This window comes from Winogradskyella maritima (genome assembly GCF_042650215.1).
Taxonomy (GTDB): Bacteria; Bacteroidota; Bacteroidia; order Flavobacteriales; family Flavobacteriaceae; genus Winogradskyella; species Winogradskyella maritima.
In genome coordinates this window covers 34162-49428 of record NZ_JBHSAT010000004.1, presented here as the reverse complement: position 1 = coordinate 49428, position 15267 = coordinate 34162, and the positions used below count along the sequence as shown (strand labels likewise).

Here is a 15267-nt window from a genome sequence, read left to right as displayed (position 1 = left end):
TATATTTTTGAAAAATCCATAATTCTTGTAGCTAAAGCCTCTTAACTCTTGGGTGGCTAAGTATTCTTCTCTAGTTTTGAAGTATTAAATTATCTAATTATGCCAATTAAAAAGCAATATCTTAAAAGTAAACCAGTGTGTAAAGTGACCTTCACCTTACCTGGTGATGAAGCAACATCGGTAGTGGTTGCCGGAAACTGGAACAACTGGAGCACTAGCGAAACGCAACTCAAAAAATTAAAAAATGGAAACTTTAAAGGCACTCTAGATCTTGAGTCTGGAAAATCTTACGAGTTCAAGTATGTAGTAGACGGTGAATGGCAAAACGACGCTCAGGCAGATGCTTATACAGCCAATGCTTTTGCTACTGAAAACAGCGTTCTAAATCTATAATTGGAATTTTAAATTCTGATTTTCAATTAAAAGTATAAAACCATAGTCAACGTCATCGGCGTGTCAATGGCACTACCATTGAGCATGCCGGGCGTTTTAAATTTTGGAAGACGCTTGGCTGTTTTAATAGCTTCAATAGCAATGGCTCGGTGGTTGGCTTTTGCAGTCACTTGCTCAACCTTTCCTTTTTTATTTACGATAAAATCGAGCTGAAACTGTGTAGATCTTTCCAAAGGTAGAGCTCTATCTGCTACTGCTAAATCATAGCTCATTTTTATAAAATCCTTAATTTTTTGGATGCTACAATCTCTAGCTTCCTTATTATCTTCAATTTTATGACACCCTTTATAAACGGGGAATTTTAGGCTTTTTGCTAGAAGAGGCATCGGCACTTTACTATTCTCGTTTATGGAGTCTAATTCTTTAAGCGTTTTGCCCTCTTGAGCTTGGCAGAATGAACCAATGGACATTAGGTATATGAAGCAGTACTTGACTAATCTAATCAACATAAAACTTAATTGGTAAAATATAATGTACGTCTACAGGTTTTTCTTTATAAAACCCTGGCTCTTTCGGTGCGGGAAAGAGAGTGACAAGCCGTTTGCCTTCTCGCTCAAGCATTGGATGTGGAGCTCTCGCACTAATAAATTCAATCTTTTTTTCTGACGTAATTTTAAAATACAAGAAGATAGCGTGAATACCACGACTTAAATCGAGGCCATTGGCAAGTGCGTCACCTTTAAAGTTATTTTGTACTACCTGCCTGTAGATGCCGCTAAGACATTTAGTCTCATTTTCTGAATTTAAGTAGGGCTCACAAACTTCATAGTGTGGAAATTTATCAACCATGACTAAGGGTAGTTCGATAGGTTCAAAATCTAAAATTGGATTCAATGAATTGTCAGTACGATTAATTAGCCATCCGTGAATAAAACTAATTGAAGCACCGACGCCACGGTCATATTCATCTCTGAGAGGGGCCACCTTTGGTAGTTTATAAGCAATAACATTTAACTCCTTGAACGTACTGTCAGCTGAGCTATAGACATTAGATTGTTTTTTTATTAGTTCGCCAGATTCGTCATATAACAATTTAAAACTTAGTGTTATTGTATCGCTTTGGGATAGTTTTATAAGCTTCTGTTTTAATGAATCTGTTAGGTTTGAAAGCATATAACTTTCAGTTTTAACCTTGAAGCATTTCTTTTGGTCTTCAGCAGTTTCACATCCCGGAAATATTAAATCTGCTTGATTGTATTTCAGTTTAACATTCTGTGCGTAAACCTCCGAAAAACATGCGATAAAAAATACTAGAAAAAGCAATCTCATAATTCCTAATTTAAACCGCAACAACCCCTTTAATATGAGGATGCGGATCGTAGTTTTCTAGGGTGAAATCTTCAAACGTAAAATCGAAGATATCTTTGATCTCAGGATTGATTTTCATCGTCGGCAATGGTCGTGGTTCTCGTGAGAGCTGTAACTCCAACTGGTCTCTATGGTTGTTGTAGATATGGGCGTCGCCAAACGTATGAATAAAATCGCCTGGCTGATAGTCACAAACTTGTGCCATCATCATGGTAAACAAGGCGTAAGATGCAATATTAAACGGTACGCCTAAAAAGATGTCGGCACTACGTTGGTAAAGTTGACAAGAGAGTTTTCCGTCCGCCACATAAAATTGAAAAAATGCATGACACGGCGGTAGAGCGGCCTTACCATTCGCTACATTTTCTGAAAACGTTTTTGAAGTATCTGGTAATACCGAAGGATTCCAAGCAGACACCATCATACGACGACTGTTCGGATTGGTTTTTAATTGTTGAATGACTTCTTTTATTTGGTCGATTTCGTCGTCATTCCAATTACGCCATTGATGGCCGTATACAGGACCAAGATCGCCATTTTCATCAGCCCACTCGTTCCAGATACGGACACCGTTTTCCGTTAGATATTTTGTGTTGGTATCACCTTTTAGGAACCAGAGCAGTTCGTGAATTATGGACTTAAGGTGCAATTTTTTGGTGGTCACCATTGGGAAGCCTTCACTTAAATCAAATCGTATTTGATAGCCGAATACCGATGTTGTTCCGGTTCCGGTTCTGTCGCCCTTTTCGTTGCCCTGTTCTAAAACGTGTTTTACTAAATCGTGATACTGTTTCATAGCATTTCCCACGAAGGTGGGAATCTCATTTTATTTCCACGAAAGTGGAAATCTCGTTAATTTTATTCTCCATCTGAATCTACGTCGTCCCAAATTTAAGGAACTGACGTATCCAAACCGTTCAAAACGAAAGTAAAAAAAAGCTTAAACCCGAATGGCCTGAGGCGATTTATTCTATTAAAAGTTATTAACTAAAGGAGCTTGAATAGCAGGGCTCAGTTTTAATCAATCGGGAATGTAAGACCAATCAATGTGGCGCCCGAAAATTGCTGTGCGGCGTTATGATAATTGAAAGTTATACCAAAATCAAAATTATGATTTCTTCCAATTTCCAAACCAATAGATATTGGCACATGAAATAAGACGCCAGATTTATCTATGTTTACGTTTGCCGTTATTGTTTCGAAAGAACCAACTGATAGACCAGCACCAAATTCAAAATAGGGGGCAACCCAAGGAACGGGAGCACGTAGTCGGGTTTTTACACCTGTCATAAAGGCATTTGCGGTTGACTTAAATGAAGGGTCTATTTCTGGGTTTTCTTGCTCGTCTGGCTTTGTGAAAAGAACGCCTGCATAAGGTCTAAAATCGATCCAAGAAGTGACAGTTAATACTAGTTCACCTTGTGCATAAAAACCTGAACCAGTAACATCAATATCTTCGTAGGGTGCAGATTGCCCATAGCCTATAGAAGCTTTTATAGCTTTTTCTTTTACAAATTGAGCACTTGAAATATTTATGGATAATGTGATGAAAAGAAGCTTAATAATATTTTTCATTGTGTAATATGAGAATATTCAGAATGTTATTCTTGCTTTAAAAAAATTGGGCTTAACCAATTATCATTCCAGCAATCGTAGCAGAAATCAAAGACGCAATAGTCCCACCAATTAAGGCTTTGATACCGAAGCGCGAAAGGGTTTTTCGCTGTCCAGGTGCCAAAGAACCAATCCCGCCAATCTGAATACCGATAGATGCAAAATTGGCAAAACCACAAAGCATATAGGTAGCCATGATGATCGACTTTTCATAATTAAGGTGAATCAAGGCTGAAGCATCTTTAAGTTCGGCAAGTTGAATATAACCTACAAATTCGCTCGCCGCGAGTTTAATCCCTAAGAGTTGTCCCATTAAGGCCATGTCTTCAGCGGCAACGCCAATAAGCCACATCAATGGTGCGAATAAATAACCGAGCAGGAATTCGAGAGACAAAGCCTGATAAGGTGTATTGGCTAAGACCCATTCATTGATGCTAGTAATGTCACCAACCCAGCCTAAAATCCCATTAATCATGGCGATAAAGGCTACGAATACCAATAGCATGGCGCCAACATTGACGGCTAGTTTAAGACCTTCCGTCGTTCCGTTGGCAATGGCATCTAAGATGTTAGATCCAATTTTTTCTTGTGATACAGAAACGTCGGTATTGATTTTTTCGGTTTGAGGATATAATATTTTTGAAATGACAATTGCCCCAGGCGCCGCCATAACCGAGGCTGCTAACAAATGCTTGGCATAAACTAAACGAAGAGCGGGATCATCACCACCTAAAAACCCGATATAAGCCGCTAAGACCGCACCGGCCACTGTAGCCATCCCACCAATCATAACGAGCAGGATTTCAGACTTGTTCATTTTTTCAAGATACGCCTTGATTAATAGAGGTGCTTCTGTTTGACCTAAGAAAATATTTCCGGCGACACTTAAACTTTCCGCGCCAGAAATTTGAAGCGCTTTGGTCAACAACCAAGCCATGCCTTTAACCACTTTCTGAATGATGCCTAAGTAAAATAATACAGAGGTCAACGCTGAGAAAAAAAGTATGGTAGGCAATACTTGAAAGGCGAAAATAAACCCATAAGAATTAACGTCCATGACTCCGCTGAATAGAAACTCGCTTCCTGCACGAGTAAAGTCTAATATGTTGACGAAAACTTGACCTATTCCTTCAAATATGTTCTTTATAAATCCAACTCTTAAGACACCAATTGCAATTATTAGCTGAAATGCTAAGCCAATTCCGACCGTTTTCCAGTTAATCGCTTTTCGATTACTACTGAATAAGAATGCTATAATGATAAGAGAAATCATCCCTAAAACACCTCTCCATAAGCTTGTAAATGAAAACCCTTGACTTTTTATTATAGTATTATCGGAAGGAGTTTCGGCTACAAATGAAGGATGTCCATCGGAAACAAACTTCAATACGTCATTGCCGTTTTTCAAGTTTAAATAGTTGGAATCTTTTCCTGTTATTTCATAATAGATGTCAACTGTGGTAGGTACTTTCTGTTTAAATACTATGAGGTTGTTATTCTGAAGCCAAATCCCTTTTTTAAAGCCTCCATTAAGAACAGCTTCATACTCTCCATTCATTTTGAGATTTAAAAATTCCTTTCCGACGTTGAATTCTCTTGTAGAACTAATGCTGTCAGGGTAACTTTCATAAATTATATATTCCGAAAGTTGCCAAAACTTTGTTTTTTCATCAACTTCCGAAGTTTTAGATATATTTACTTTAGGGTTTTGGACAGAAAGATCTATTGAATCTTGAACGTTACTCAAAATTTCTTGAGCTTGTAGCGTTACAATTCCAAAAAAAATGGCTACGAGAGCCAACACCATTGATTTCATAAAATAGGGATTATCGTTTAGAGATTTCGTCTCTTAATTTTGCGGCGGTTTCGTAATCTTCATTAGCCACAGCTTCATCTAACATATTGTGTAAGTCTTCTAAGGATAGGTCTTTGTAGCTCCCGTCATTGGCGTCACCAAATGTGGCAGCCTCAACTTCTTCGGCGACCAAATCGTCCATTAAAATGCTGTCTTGGTCTTCATCATCTTTCTTCGGATTGACCTTCAAATAAATTCCGGCCTTGTCCAAAATATTTTTGTAGGTGAAAATCGGCGCTTGAAAGCGTAGTGCCAAAGCAATGGCATCACTGGTGCGTGCATCGATGATTTCCTCAATGCCTTCGCGTTCACAAATTAAACTAGAATAGAACACACCATCTACCAATTTGTGTATAATGACTTGTTTAACGACAATGCTAAAACGGTCTGAAAAATTTTTGAATAAATCGTGCGTCAGGGGCCGTGGTGGGCGAATTTCTTTTTCTAGAGCAATGGCGATAGATTGCGCCTCAAAAGCACCAATGACAATCGGTAATTTTCGGTCGCCACCTTCCTCATTTAAAATCAAGGCATACGCGCCATTTTGGGTTTGGCTGTAAGAAATGCCTTTTATATTTAAACGTACTAGACTCATAAGGTTTTTAAAAATGCCTCAACCATCTTGTTGAGGTGTCCAATTTATCTTTCCTTTTGGAATAGGGACAACGCAAAGAACTGTTTAAATTAGGACTTTACCAACTGAGAAAAACAGTTTGGTTCACTTTTTCCAAATTTAAACAGTCCTTCAACTGTTACAAGGTACTAAAATTATGCGTTTTGTGCCTTAAAGGCTTTTAGTTTTTCTGTGAGTTTTGGTACAACTTCAAAAGCATCTCCAACCACGCCATAATCTGCAGCCTTAAAGAAAGGCGCTTCGGGGTCGGTGTTGATGACTACCTTTACTTTAGAGGCGTTGATACCAGCTAAATGCTGAATAGCACCAGAAATTCCAATAGCAATATATAAGTTTGAAGCCACTGGTTTTCCGGTTTGGCCAACGTGCTCACTATGTGGTCTCCAACCTAAATCAGAAACTGGTTTGGAGCATGCTGTTGCTGCACCCAATACCTCTGCTAAATCTTCAACCAAATGCCAGTTTTCAGGCCCTTTTAGACCTCGTCCACCAGAAACTACAACTTCGGCATCTGCAATGCTAACTTTGTCGGAAGCTTTATCTACAGATGTGACATTTACACCACTTTCTGGAATTGAAGGTGAAAAATCTTCAACTGAAGCAGAGCCTCCAACTTCAACAACACCGAAAGCATTGTTAGATAAACCTATGACTTTTACATCGGTATTGATTTCAGTATTTGCGAATGCTTTATTGGTAAACGCTGTACGCTTCACCGTGAATGGCGAAGTGCTTGATGGTGCTTCAACCACATTAGAGACATAGCCGGCCTTTAGACCAACCGCGACCAATGGTGCCAAATACTTACTGTCAGCACTTGATGTTAATACGACCACTTTTGCACCCTCTTGCTCTGCAGCTTGCTGAACAGCGGCCGCATAAGATTTTGCATTGAAGGTCTTAAGATTATCGTTAGAGATGTTTAATACTTTGGATGCACCATAATTTCCAAGGGCATCAGCACCATCTGCATTTACGGCAACTGCGGTAACTGAGCTTCCCATTTTATCAGCAATGGCTTTGGCATAGGATACCGCTTCAAAAGCTGATTTTTTAAATTTTCCGTTTTCGGATTCTGTATATACTAGAATAGACATGTTCTTCTTAAATTACTTTGGCTTCAGTATGAAGCAGATTAACCAATTCATCGAGATTATCAGCGTCAACTAAAGTCACTGCACCTTTTGGTTCAGGCTTTTCGTAGCTTACTGTTGCTGTTTCAGCGTTTATATCTGTAGGCTCAACAACATTCAATGGCTTTTTACGTGCCATCATTATCCCACGCATGTTTGGAATTCTTAAGTCACTTTCTTCAACCAATCCTTTCTGTCCACCAATAACCAATGGTAATGAGGTTGAAACAGTTTCCTTACCGCCATCGATTTCACGTACTGCAGTTGCAGAAGTGCCATCGACGTCAAGACTGATACAATTAGTTACAAAATTGGCGCCCGTCATGGCGGCTAACATTCCTGGTACCATGGCACCATTGTAATCAATAGACTCTCTCCCGGCAATGACCAAATCATAACCACCGTCCTTGACTACTTTGGCTAATTGTTCGGCAACGGCATAACCATCTGTTGCTGGTGTATTTACTCTTATTGCAGCATCAGCACCAATGGCCAAGGCTTTTCTTAAGGTTGGTTCTGTTTCTGGACCTCCTACATTTACAACATCTACACTTGCGCCTTGCTTTTCTTTAAACCACATTGCGCGGGTTAAACCAAATTCGTCATTGGGATTGATTACAAACTGAACACCATTGGTGTCAAACTTGGTAGAATCATCCGTGAAATTGATTTTGGACGTTGTATCAGGAACGTGACTAATACAGACTAAAATCTTCATATGTATATTGTTTTTAAGTATAATTTTAAGCGGTTACGAAGATAAATATAATAATTCGTATTTTTACTATGCGTGCATAATAAATTTTTCATAAAGTCAGATTAATACTTCCCTGAACTATATCATTTATCCTTATTTTTGCTATTCGATTTTAATAGGCCTTTACAAGGCTTTCTTTAGAAAAAGACAACGAACGGAATGAAGACAATTCAATTTAGAGAAGCGATTGCCGAAGCCATGAGCGAAGAAATGCGCAGAGATGAAAGCATTTATTTAATGGGTGAGGAGGTTGCTGAATATAATGGTGCGTACAAGGCATCTAAAGGTATGTTAGACGAATTTGGACCAAAACGTGTGATTGACACGCCGATTGCCGAGCTTGGTTTTGCTGGTGTAGCTATTGGTTCTACAATGACGGGAAATCGCCCGATTGTGGAATATATGACCTTTAACTTCTCATTGGTAGGGATTGACCAAATTATTAATAACGCGGCCAAGATTAGACAAATGTCTGGTGGTCAGTTTAAATGCCCTATCGTGTTTAGAGGGCCAACCGCATCTGCTGGTCAGTTGGCGGCGACACACTCCCAAGCCTTTGAAAGTTGGTTTGCCAATACACCAGGTCTAAAAGTTATTGTGCCTTCAAATCCCTATGATGTCAAAGGATTATTAAAATCAGCCATTAGAGATGACGATCCAGTTATTTTTATGGAAAGTGAGCAGATGTATGGTGATAAAGGTGAAGTTCCTGAGGGCGAATACACAATTCCAATTGGTGTTGGCGAGATAAAGCGCGAAGGTACCGATGTTACTATTGTCTCTTTCGGAAAGATTATTAAGGAAGCCTACAAAGCGGCGGATGAGTTGGAAAAAGAGGGCATTTCTTGCGAAATCATTGATTTGAGAACTGTCAGACCAATGGATAGAAATATTATTCTAGAATCTGTTAAGAAAACCAATCGTTTGGTGGTATTAGAAGAGGCTTGGCCATTTGGTAACGTGGCGACTGAAATCACTTATTTGGTACAGTCTGAAGCTTTTGATTACCTAGACGCACCGATCGTAAAGATAAACACAGCCGATACGCCTGCACCATATTCTCCAGTATTGTTGGAAGAATGGTTGCCAAACAGCGACGAGGTCGTTAAAGCGGTCAAAAAAGTGATGTATAAATAAATAATCCGCAGAAATCTGCGTTAATAAAACTTCATCCTCTAGTGAATTGAAGCTAGGTGATGAAGTTTTTTTGGTATAAAATTGAGCTTAAACACATAAATGAAACAATTAGTACTCCTCATCTACTTTACGTTTGTCTCACTTTTGGCCTGGTCCCAGACCAAGGTTGGTGGTGTGGTGTCTGACGAAAATGGCGTTCCAGTGGCTTTTGCCAATGTTATTTTTAAAGGCTCAACTATTGGAGTCATTACCAATGAAAATGGACGCTTCTACTTAGAATCGGATGATAATTGGGAAGCCATTACCATTTCTTTTTTGGGGTATGAAACGCTTCAGTTTGAATTGCCTCAACGTGTCAACTTCGATTTGACATTCACCCTAAAGGAAGTCACAGAATCATTAGACCAAGTCGTTATTGTTACCGGAAAACAATCCAAAAAAGCATCTGAAAACCCAGCCATTGCCATCCTGAAAAAGATTTGGGCCCGCAAACGCCAGAATGGTCTAAAGCAATTTAAACAATACAAATACGATAAATACGAAAAGGTAGAATTCGATTTGAATACCATCGACAGCGCCTTGATTAAAAGTCGTCTGTTTAAAGGAATGGAATTTGTGTTTGAAGAAGTGGATACCTCGAAAATCACAGGAAAAACCTATTTACCGATTTTCATCAACGAAGCGGTGAGCAAGGTCTACGGTGATAATCTACTCAATGAAGAAAAGGAAGAATTATTGGGAAATAAAAACTCGGGGTTCAGCAACAATCAGGTGATTATTGATTTTGTGGATGACCTATATTCCGATTTTGATATCTATGATAACTATCTCAAGTTTTTTGATAAGAGTTTTGTGAGTCCATTGTCGCGCACTGGCGTTCAGACCTATAATTATGTCTTGTCCGACAGCGCATTTATCGATAACAAATGGTGCTACAATATTATTTATTATCCGCGCCGAAAAAACGAGTTGACTTTTAAAGGGGACTTTTGGGTGAACGATTCTACTTATGCGATTAAGGATATTAACCTTCAGGCATCAAAAAGTGCAAATATTAACTGGGTGAAGGAAATTTATATTGAACAGGAATTTGATGTCGTTAACGATTCACTTTTTTTGATTAAGCGTGATTATATGTTATCTGATTTCGCACTGAATAAAAAGGAAAAATCTCGGGGTGTCTACGGAAAGCGAACCACCTTGTATGACAATTATGTGTTTGATGAGCCGAAGGACGAAAAGTTCTACGCACAAGAAGTCTACAATTACGATAAGGATGTGTACAATCGGGAGGACGATTTTTGGGCTGAAAACCGAATGGAAGCCTTAAGCCGTGACGAGAAAGGCGTTTACAGAATGTTAGACACGCTGAAGACTGTAAAAAAGTTTAAGAACCTCTACAACATTGGAAGCATTTTGGCATCAGGTTATATTGAATTTCCTAGTTTGAATTTGGATGTCGGGCCTGTGTTCTCTGTATTCGGATTTAATGAAGTGGAAGGCTTACGATTGCGTGGCGGTGGCCGAACTTATTTTGGCCCGAATGATTTATGGCGATTGGAAGGCTTTTTGGCTTACGGATTTAGGGACGATAAATTTAAATATGGTATTTCAGGCAAATGGTTGCTCGATAAGAAGAGTCGACTCATTATCTCTGGAGGTAACCGTCGCGATGTGGAACAGATGGGCGCGAGTTTAACAGCCTCTACGGATGTTTTAGGTCGAAATTTGGCCTCATCAGCTGTGGTTACCACAGCACCAAACAATGAGTTGACCAATGTGAACTTATCAACCTTTGGTATAGAAATAGAACCTCTGCGGAATTTCATTTTACGCGCTGGCGGTACTTATAAAACATTGGAATCGGCATCGCCCACATTTAGTCTGGATTATTTTGATGATACCGCACCAAACGGCATAGCTTCAGAAGTTAGGCAGTATGAAACTACCTTATCGGCCTCGTTCTTTCCTAAACGAAAAATGACAGGCTTTGGCGTAGAACGGAAAGTAGCCAACGACGGTTTCGCCAATTTGTTTGCACAAGTGACTTTAGGGGATTCGGACGTATTTAATGGGGATTTTGATTATACCAAAGTACAGTTCTCTTACATTCAACCTTGGCAAGTTGGTGGCTTTGGACGATTGACAACTACCATTGAAGCAGGTAAAACGTTTGGGGAAGTGCCTTTGGCGCTCTTAAGTGTTGTGCCTGGTAACCAAACCTATTTTTCAATATACAATACCTTTTCTCAGCTCGACTTTTATGAGTTTGTGACCGATACCTACACGTCGATGCACATGGAGCATAATTTCAACGGACGTATTTTCAGTCGTATTCCATTTTTAAAGAAGTATAACTTACGTGCCATTGTTGGTGTTCGTGGTGCTTGGGGTTCAATATCTGATGAGAATCAAGCTTTGAACGCTACGGGCGTACCTTATGTCGCGCCAAATGACGAGATTTATTACGAGTATAGTTTTGGGGTAGGCAACATCTTTAAAATTCTACGAATCGATTTTAATTTTAGAGGCAATTATCTCGATAATCCCGATGCCAGAAAATTTGGTGTGACGGGAAGTTTTGGCTTTAGTTTCTAAACCGTTCTCAGAATCTTTTCCATTTTTCGACCACGAGCCAATTCATCGATAAGCTTATCTAAGTAACGCACTTTTCGGGTTAATTCATTGTCTATTTCTTCAATCCTGTAGCCACAAATTACGCCCTTAATAAGTTCTGCATTAGGATGAAGTTTAGCTTCTTCAAAAAAAGTTTCAAAGGTGACTTTTCGGTCAATTTTGTCTTGGATGTCAGCATCTGTGAATCCTGTCAGCCAAGTAATAACTCGGTGTAACTCTTCCTTGGTTCTCCCTTTTTTCTCCACTTTAGTGACATAATGTGGATAGACAGAAAAGAATTTCATATTGGCGACTCGGGCGTTATGTTCTGGTGTGGTTTTCATCTGATTGAGATTTTATTTCCTTTCTTAAATTTTTAAAAAATCAGCCACAATTAGAATGACTGTAAGCTAACTGAAAATTAAGTTTTGTTTAGGAGAAACTTTCTGCTTATCAAGATAGTGATTTTCAGTTTCTCTAGGTACGAAATCGATAGCGTTAAAATTTTTCAATTTGTTTGTGTTTTTTTGGTTTAAGAACTTCTTTTTTGCCGTACATTTGCACCCCGAAAAAATAAGACTAAATACGGCTAAAGCCGTGAAACAAAATATAATTTACGATGAGTCCAAAAGGAAAATTGACCTTTGATGTTTTAATTGAGATTCCAAAAGGAAGTAGAAACAAGTACGAATATGATTTCGATTTAAAGAAAATCCGATTCGATCGTATGTTGTTTTCTTCAATGATGTATCCAGGTGATTACGGTTTTATTCCTGAAACATTGGCCCTGGACGGTGACCCACTAGATGTTTTGGTGATGGGAACGGAACCGACATTTCCAATGTGTGTTATGGAAGTAAAGCCTATTGGGGTTTTCCATATGGCAGATGAAAAAGGCCCAGATGAGAAATTGGTTTGTGTACCAGTCTCTGACCCTATTTGGAATTCTTACAACGATTTAAGCGATTTAAATCCACACCGTAAAAAAGAGATTGAGCATTTCTTTCAAGTTTATAAGGACTTAGAAAAGAAACGTGTTGATGTTGGTGGCTGGGGTGATGCCAAAGAAGCTTACGATATTTTAAACAAATGTGTGGAGCGTTATGAGAATAGCGACCACAAAACTAATGGCGACTTTACCATATAAAAAAGTCTGTCTCATAACATATTAGTTAGTCTAAACGACTGCAGGACGCAAATTTAATTTCTAATTTACCATGAAATTAAAAAATATTATAAGGGCGTGTCTTGTGGTCGTTTGCTTTATTGCTTTCCTATTCCCGCTGATTTTGTTACTTTAGCGACCGTTAAAAACTAATCTAACTTAATTTATATGGAAGCTAATGTGATTTTTGTGCCTATGGCATTGGCAATCGTCGGATTGCTGTTTATGTTTATCAAAATGTCTTGGGTTAAAAAACAACCTGCAGGAAGTGAAAAAATGCAGGAAATTTCCAAAGCCATCAAAGAAGGTGCGCTAGCCTTTTTAGGTGCAGAATACCGTTTATTATTGATTTTTGTAGTGTTGGCTTCGGCTGCATTATTTGGAATTTCAACCGTAGTAGCCTCTACGAGTTGGATGATTGTACCAGCATTTATTCTTGGTGCTTTTTTCTCAGCATTGGCTGGGAATGTCGGAATGCGAATTGCTACCGATGCTAATGCGCGTACAGCTGAAGCTGCAAAAACAAGTTTGCCGCAGGCGCTAAAAGTGTCTTTTGGAGGTGGTACGGTTATGGGACTTGGTGTTGCTGGTTTGGCTGTTTTAGGTCTAAGTTTATTGTTCTGGTTTTTCCTCGGACAGTTTATGGGTGGTGAAGGTGACTTCTACGGTAACATGACTGTAGTTTTAGAAACTTTAGCCGGATTCTCGCTTGGCGCTGAATCCATTGCATTATTTGCTCGTGTTGGTGGTGGTATCTATACCAAAGCCGCGGATGTTGGTGCCGATTTAGTCGGTAAGGTAGAAGCTGGTATCCCAGAAGATGATCCACGTAACCCTGCTACAATTGCAGATAACGTTGGTGATAATGTGGGTGATGTTGCAGGTATGGGTGCTGATTTATTCGGGTCGTATGTAGCTACTGTTTTGGCGGCGATGGTACTCGGAAATTATTTGATAAAAGATATGTCTGTGACAACTGCGTTTACGGATAACTTCAATAATATGGGGCCTATTTTATTACCATTGGTAATTGCGGGTGTCGGAATTATTGCGTCTATAGTAGGAACACTATTGGTTCGTATTTCAAGCAACGATGCTAAAGAGCCACAGGTTCAGAAAGCATTGGATATGGGTAATTGGGTATCAATCATTATTACGGCGATTTCAGGCTGGTTCCTTATTGACTGGATGTTGCCAGAAACCATGAGTATGAAGTTTTTCGGTGAAGGCTATGTTGAGGTTTCGTCCTTGAATGTATTCTTATCTACCTTAATTGGTTTGGCTGTAGGTGCATTAATTTCAATTGTAACGGCCTACTATACCTCCTTAGGTAAAAAGCCTGTAATGGATATAGTACATAATAGTTCTACAGGAGCTGCAACCAACATTATTGCTGGTTTAGCTGTTGGTATGAAATCTACTTTCTTATCTGTTATTTTGTTTGCAGCTGCGATTTATGGGTCTTATGCCTTAGCTGGATTCTACGGTGTAGCATTGGCCGCATCAGCAATGATGGCAACAACTGCAATGCAATTAGCTATTGATGCTTTCGGGCCGATTGCTGATAATGCAGGCGGTGTAGCTGAAATGAGTGAATTAGAGCCTCACGTCCGTGAGCGTACTGATATTTTGGATTCTGTTGGTAATACAACAGCAGCCGTTGGTAAAGGTTTTGCTATCGCCTCTGCGGCCTTAACAGCATTGGCTTTATTTGCAGCTTACGTCACCTTTACAGGAATTGATGGTATCAATATTTTTAAAGCCGACGTTTTAGCAATGTTATTTGTCGGTGGCATGATTCCGGTGGTGTTCTCCGCATTGGCAATGCAATCTGTTGGAAAAGCAGCTATGGAAATGGTACAGGAAGTACGTCGTCAGTTCCGAGAAATTCCAGGAATTATGGAAGGTACAGGAACACCAGAATACGCCAAGTGTGTTGATATCTCTACAAAGGCAGCTTTAAAAGAGATGATTCTTCCAGGATTAATAACTATTATTACGCCAATCTTTATTGGAATGGTATTCGGTGCTGAGCCTCTTGGCGGCTATATGGCTGGTGTTTGTGTTAGTGGTGTTATGTGGGCGATTTTCCAGAATAATGCTGGTGGTGCATGGGATAACGCAAAAAAGTCGTTTGAAGCAGGTGTTGAAATTGATGGGAAAATGGAATATAAAGGTTCAGACGCTCATAAAGCAGCTGTAACAGGAGATACGGTTGGAGACCCATTTAAAGATACATCAGGACCTTCTATGAATATTTTAATTAAGCTAACGTGTTTAGTTGGTTTGGTAATTGCGCCAATCTTAGGCGGTCATACCGAAGAAGGCGTTGCCCAATTATCTGATGAGGTTAAAGTTGAAATGAATGTCGATTCTAAGGACCTGGCCAAAGCAACTATAGTCTACACGACGACTATCAATGGCGAAGAAGTTCAGAAGAAGGAAACCTTTACAGGAACTAAAAGCGAAGTTAAAGCTCAGATTGACAAATTTGAATCAGAGCATGAAACTGATGCAAAAGCGACAAAACCCGTTATAGAGAAAGTTAAGATTGAAAAGAATTAATTTTTAACTTATTAGGATATAGAACCACGC

Annotated in this window: 14 protein-coding genes; 5 read left to right on the top strand and 9 right to left on the bottom strand. The window is 39.3% G+C overall.

Features of this window, described 5'->3' with window-relative positions:
• Positions 1–99 precede the first annotated feature (99 nt).
• The gene (locus ACFOSX_RS01325; protein ID WP_386096247.1) at positions 100–393 is read left to right on the top strand and encodes an isoamylase early set domain-containing protein; all 294 of its coding nucleotides are present in this window, start codon (positions 100–102) and stop codon (positions 391–393) included.
• Positions 394–419: 26 nt separating this feature from the next.
• Here the strand turns inward: ACFOSX_RS01325 and ACFOSX_RS01320 are convergent, their stop codons facing one another.
• From ACFOSX_RS01320 to ACFOSX_RS01285, 8 genes are all read right to left on the bottom strand, one after another.
• A complete protein-coding gene (locus ACFOSX_RS01320) occupies positions 420–902 on the bottom strand; it encodes a hypothetical protein (protein ID WP_386096245.1) in 483 nt (160 codons plus the stop codon).
• Positions 892–1722: a hypothetical protein gene (locus ACFOSX_RS01315; protein ID WP_386096243.1), complete on the bottom strand. Its 831-nt coding sequence runs from the start codon at positions 1720–1722 to the stop codon at positions 892–894. The genes ACFOSX_RS01320 and ACFOSX_RS01315 overlap by 11 nt, the downstream gene beginning before the upstream one ends.
• Before the next feature lie 10 nt (positions 1723–1732).
• Positions 1733–2557 (bottom strand): thymidylate synthase, encoded by an 825-nt coding sequence (locus ACFOSX_RS01310; RefSeq protein ID WP_386096241.1) that lies wholly within the window; start codon positions 2555–2557, stop codon positions 1733–1735.
• A 221-nt stretch (positions 2558–2778) separates the two neighbouring features.
• Positions 2779–3336: a hypothetical protein gene (locus ACFOSX_RS01305; protein WP_386096239.1), complete on the bottom strand. Its 558-nt coding sequence runs from the start codon at positions 3334–3336 to the stop codon at positions 2779–2781.
• A gap of 52 nt (positions 3337–3388) precedes the next feature.
• Positions 3389–5191: a NupC/NupG family nucleoside CNT transporter gene (locus ACFOSX_RS01300; protein WP_386096237.1), complete on the bottom strand. Its 1803-nt coding sequence runs from the start codon at positions 5189–5191 to the stop codon at positions 3389–3391.
• A 10-nt stretch (positions 5192–5201) separates the two neighbouring features.
• Entirely contained in the window at positions 5202–5825 is a 624-nt protein-coding gene (locus tag ACFOSX_RS01295) for a bifunctional nuclease family protein (protein WP_386096235.1), read from the bottom strand.
• A 173-nt stretch (positions 5826–5998) separates the two neighbouring features.
• On the bottom strand, positions 5999–6961 hold the full coding sequence (locus ACFOSX_RS01290; RefSeq protein WP_386096233.1) for an electron transfer flavoprotein subunit alpha/FixB family protein: 963 nt from the start codon (positions 6959–6961) through the stop codon (positions 5999–6001).
• A gap of 7 nt (positions 6962–6968) precedes the next feature.
• Positions 6969–7715 (bottom strand): electron transfer flavoprotein subunit beta/FixA family protein, encoded by a 747-nt coding sequence (locus ACFOSX_RS01285; RefSeq protein WP_386096231.1) that lies wholly within the window; start codon positions 7713–7715, stop codon positions 6969–6971.
• Between the two features lie 198 nt (positions 7716–7913).
• Here ACFOSX_RS01285 and ACFOSX_RS01280 point away from each other — a divergent pair, with 198 nt between their 5' ends.
• Positions 7914–8891, top strand: a complete 978-nt coding sequence (locus ACFOSX_RS01280; protein WP_386096229.1) for a pyruvate dehydrogenase complex E1 component subunit beta — start codon at positions 7914–7916, stop codon at positions 8889–8891.
• Positions 8892–8990: 99 nt separating this feature from the next.
• Positions 8991–11489, top strand: coding sequence for a DUF5686 and carboxypeptidase-like regulatory domain-containing protein (locus tag ACFOSX_RS01275; protein WP_386096227.1), 2499 nt, complete (start codon positions 8991–8993; stop codon positions 11487–11489).
• Here the strand turns inward: ACFOSX_RS01275 and ACFOSX_RS01270 are convergent.
• Positions 11486–11851, bottom strand: coding sequence for a DUF2200 domain-containing protein (locus tag ACFOSX_RS01270; RefSeq protein ID WP_386096225.1), 366 nt, complete (start codon positions 11849–11851; stop codon positions 11486–11488). The two genes, ACFOSX_RS01275 and ACFOSX_RS01270, sit on opposite strands and share 4 nt — an antisense overlap.
• Positions 11852–12126: 275 nt before the next feature.
• Here ACFOSX_RS01270 and ACFOSX_RS01265 point away from each other — a divergent pair, with 275 nt between their 5' ends.
• Both ACFOSX_RS01265 and ACFOSX_RS01260 read left to right on the top strand, forming a co-directional pair.
• Complete coding sequence (locus tag ACFOSX_RS01265; RefSeq protein ID WP_386096223.1) at positions 12127–12654, top strand: inorganic diphosphatase; 528 nt, start codon at positions 12127–12129, stop codon at positions 12652–12654.
• 186 nt (positions 12655–12840) lie between these two features.
• Positions 12841–15237 carry a sodium-translocating pyrophosphatase gene (locus ACFOSX_RS01260; RefSeq protein WP_386096221.1) on the top strand — a complete coding sequence of 799 codons (2397 nt, stop codon included), beginning with the start codon at positions 12841–12843 and terminating at the stop codon, positions 15235–15237.
• Positions 15238–15267: the final 30 nt, after the last annotated feature.

Bases quoted from the DNA above. Each gene is read 5' to 3' on its own strand.
- ACFOSX_RS01285 (WP_386096231.1), bottom strand. From the start codon at position 7,715: ATGAAGATTTTAGTCTGTATTAGTCACGTTCCTGATACAACGTCCAAA.
- ACFOSX_RS01320 (WP_386096245.1), bottom strand. From the start codon at position 902: ATGTTGATTAGATTAGTCAAGTACTGCTTCATATACCTAATGTCCATT.
- ACFOSX_RS01310 (WP_386096241.1), bottom strand. From the start codon at position 2,557: ATGAAACAGTATCACGATTTAGTAAAACACGTTTTAGAACAGGGCAAC.
- ACFOSX_RS01275 (WP_386096227.1), top strand. From the start codon at position 8,991: ATGAAACAATTAGTACTCCTCATCTACTTTACGTTTGTCTCACTTTTG.
- ACFOSX_RS01300 (WP_386096237.1), bottom strand. From the start codon at position 5,191: ATGAAATCAATGGTGTTGGCTCTCGTAGCCATTTTTTTTGGAATTGTA.
- ACFOSX_RS01260 (WP_386096221.1), top strand. From the start codon at position 12,841: ATGGAAGCTAATGTGATTTTTGTGCCTATGGCATTGGCAATCGTCGGA.
- ACFOSX_RS01265 (WP_386096223.1), top strand. From the start codon at position 12,127: ATGAGTCCAAAAGGAAAATTGACCTTTGATGTTTTAATTGAGATTCCA.
- ACFOSX_RS01305 (WP_386096239.1), bottom strand. From the start codon at position 3,336: ATGAAAAATATTATTAAGCTTCTTTTCATCACATTATCCATAAATATT.
- ACFOSX_RS01270 (WP_386096225.1), bottom strand. From the start codon at position 11,851: ATGAAAACCACACCAGAACATAACGCCCGAGTCGCCAATATGAAATTC.
- ACFOSX_RS01295 (WP_386096235.1), bottom strand. From the start codon at position 5,825: ATGAGTCTAGTACGTTTAAATATAAAAGGCATTTCTTACAGCCAAACC.
- ACFOSX_RS01315 (WP_386096243.1), bottom strand. From the start codon at position 1,722: ATGAGATTGCTTTTTCTAGTATTTTTTATCGCATGTTTTTCGGAGGTT.
- ACFOSX_RS01325 (WP_386096247.1), top strand. From the start codon at position 100: ATGCCAATTAAAAAGCAATATCTTAAAAGTAAACCAGTGTGTAAAGTG.
- ACFOSX_RS01290 (WP_386096233.1), bottom strand. From the start codon at position 6,961: ATGTCTATTCTAGTATATACAGAATCCGAAAACGGAAAATTTAAAAAA.
- ACFOSX_RS01280 (WP_386096229.1), top strand. From the start codon at position 7,914: ATGAAGACAATTCAATTTAGAGAAGCGATTGCCGAAGCCATGAGCGAA.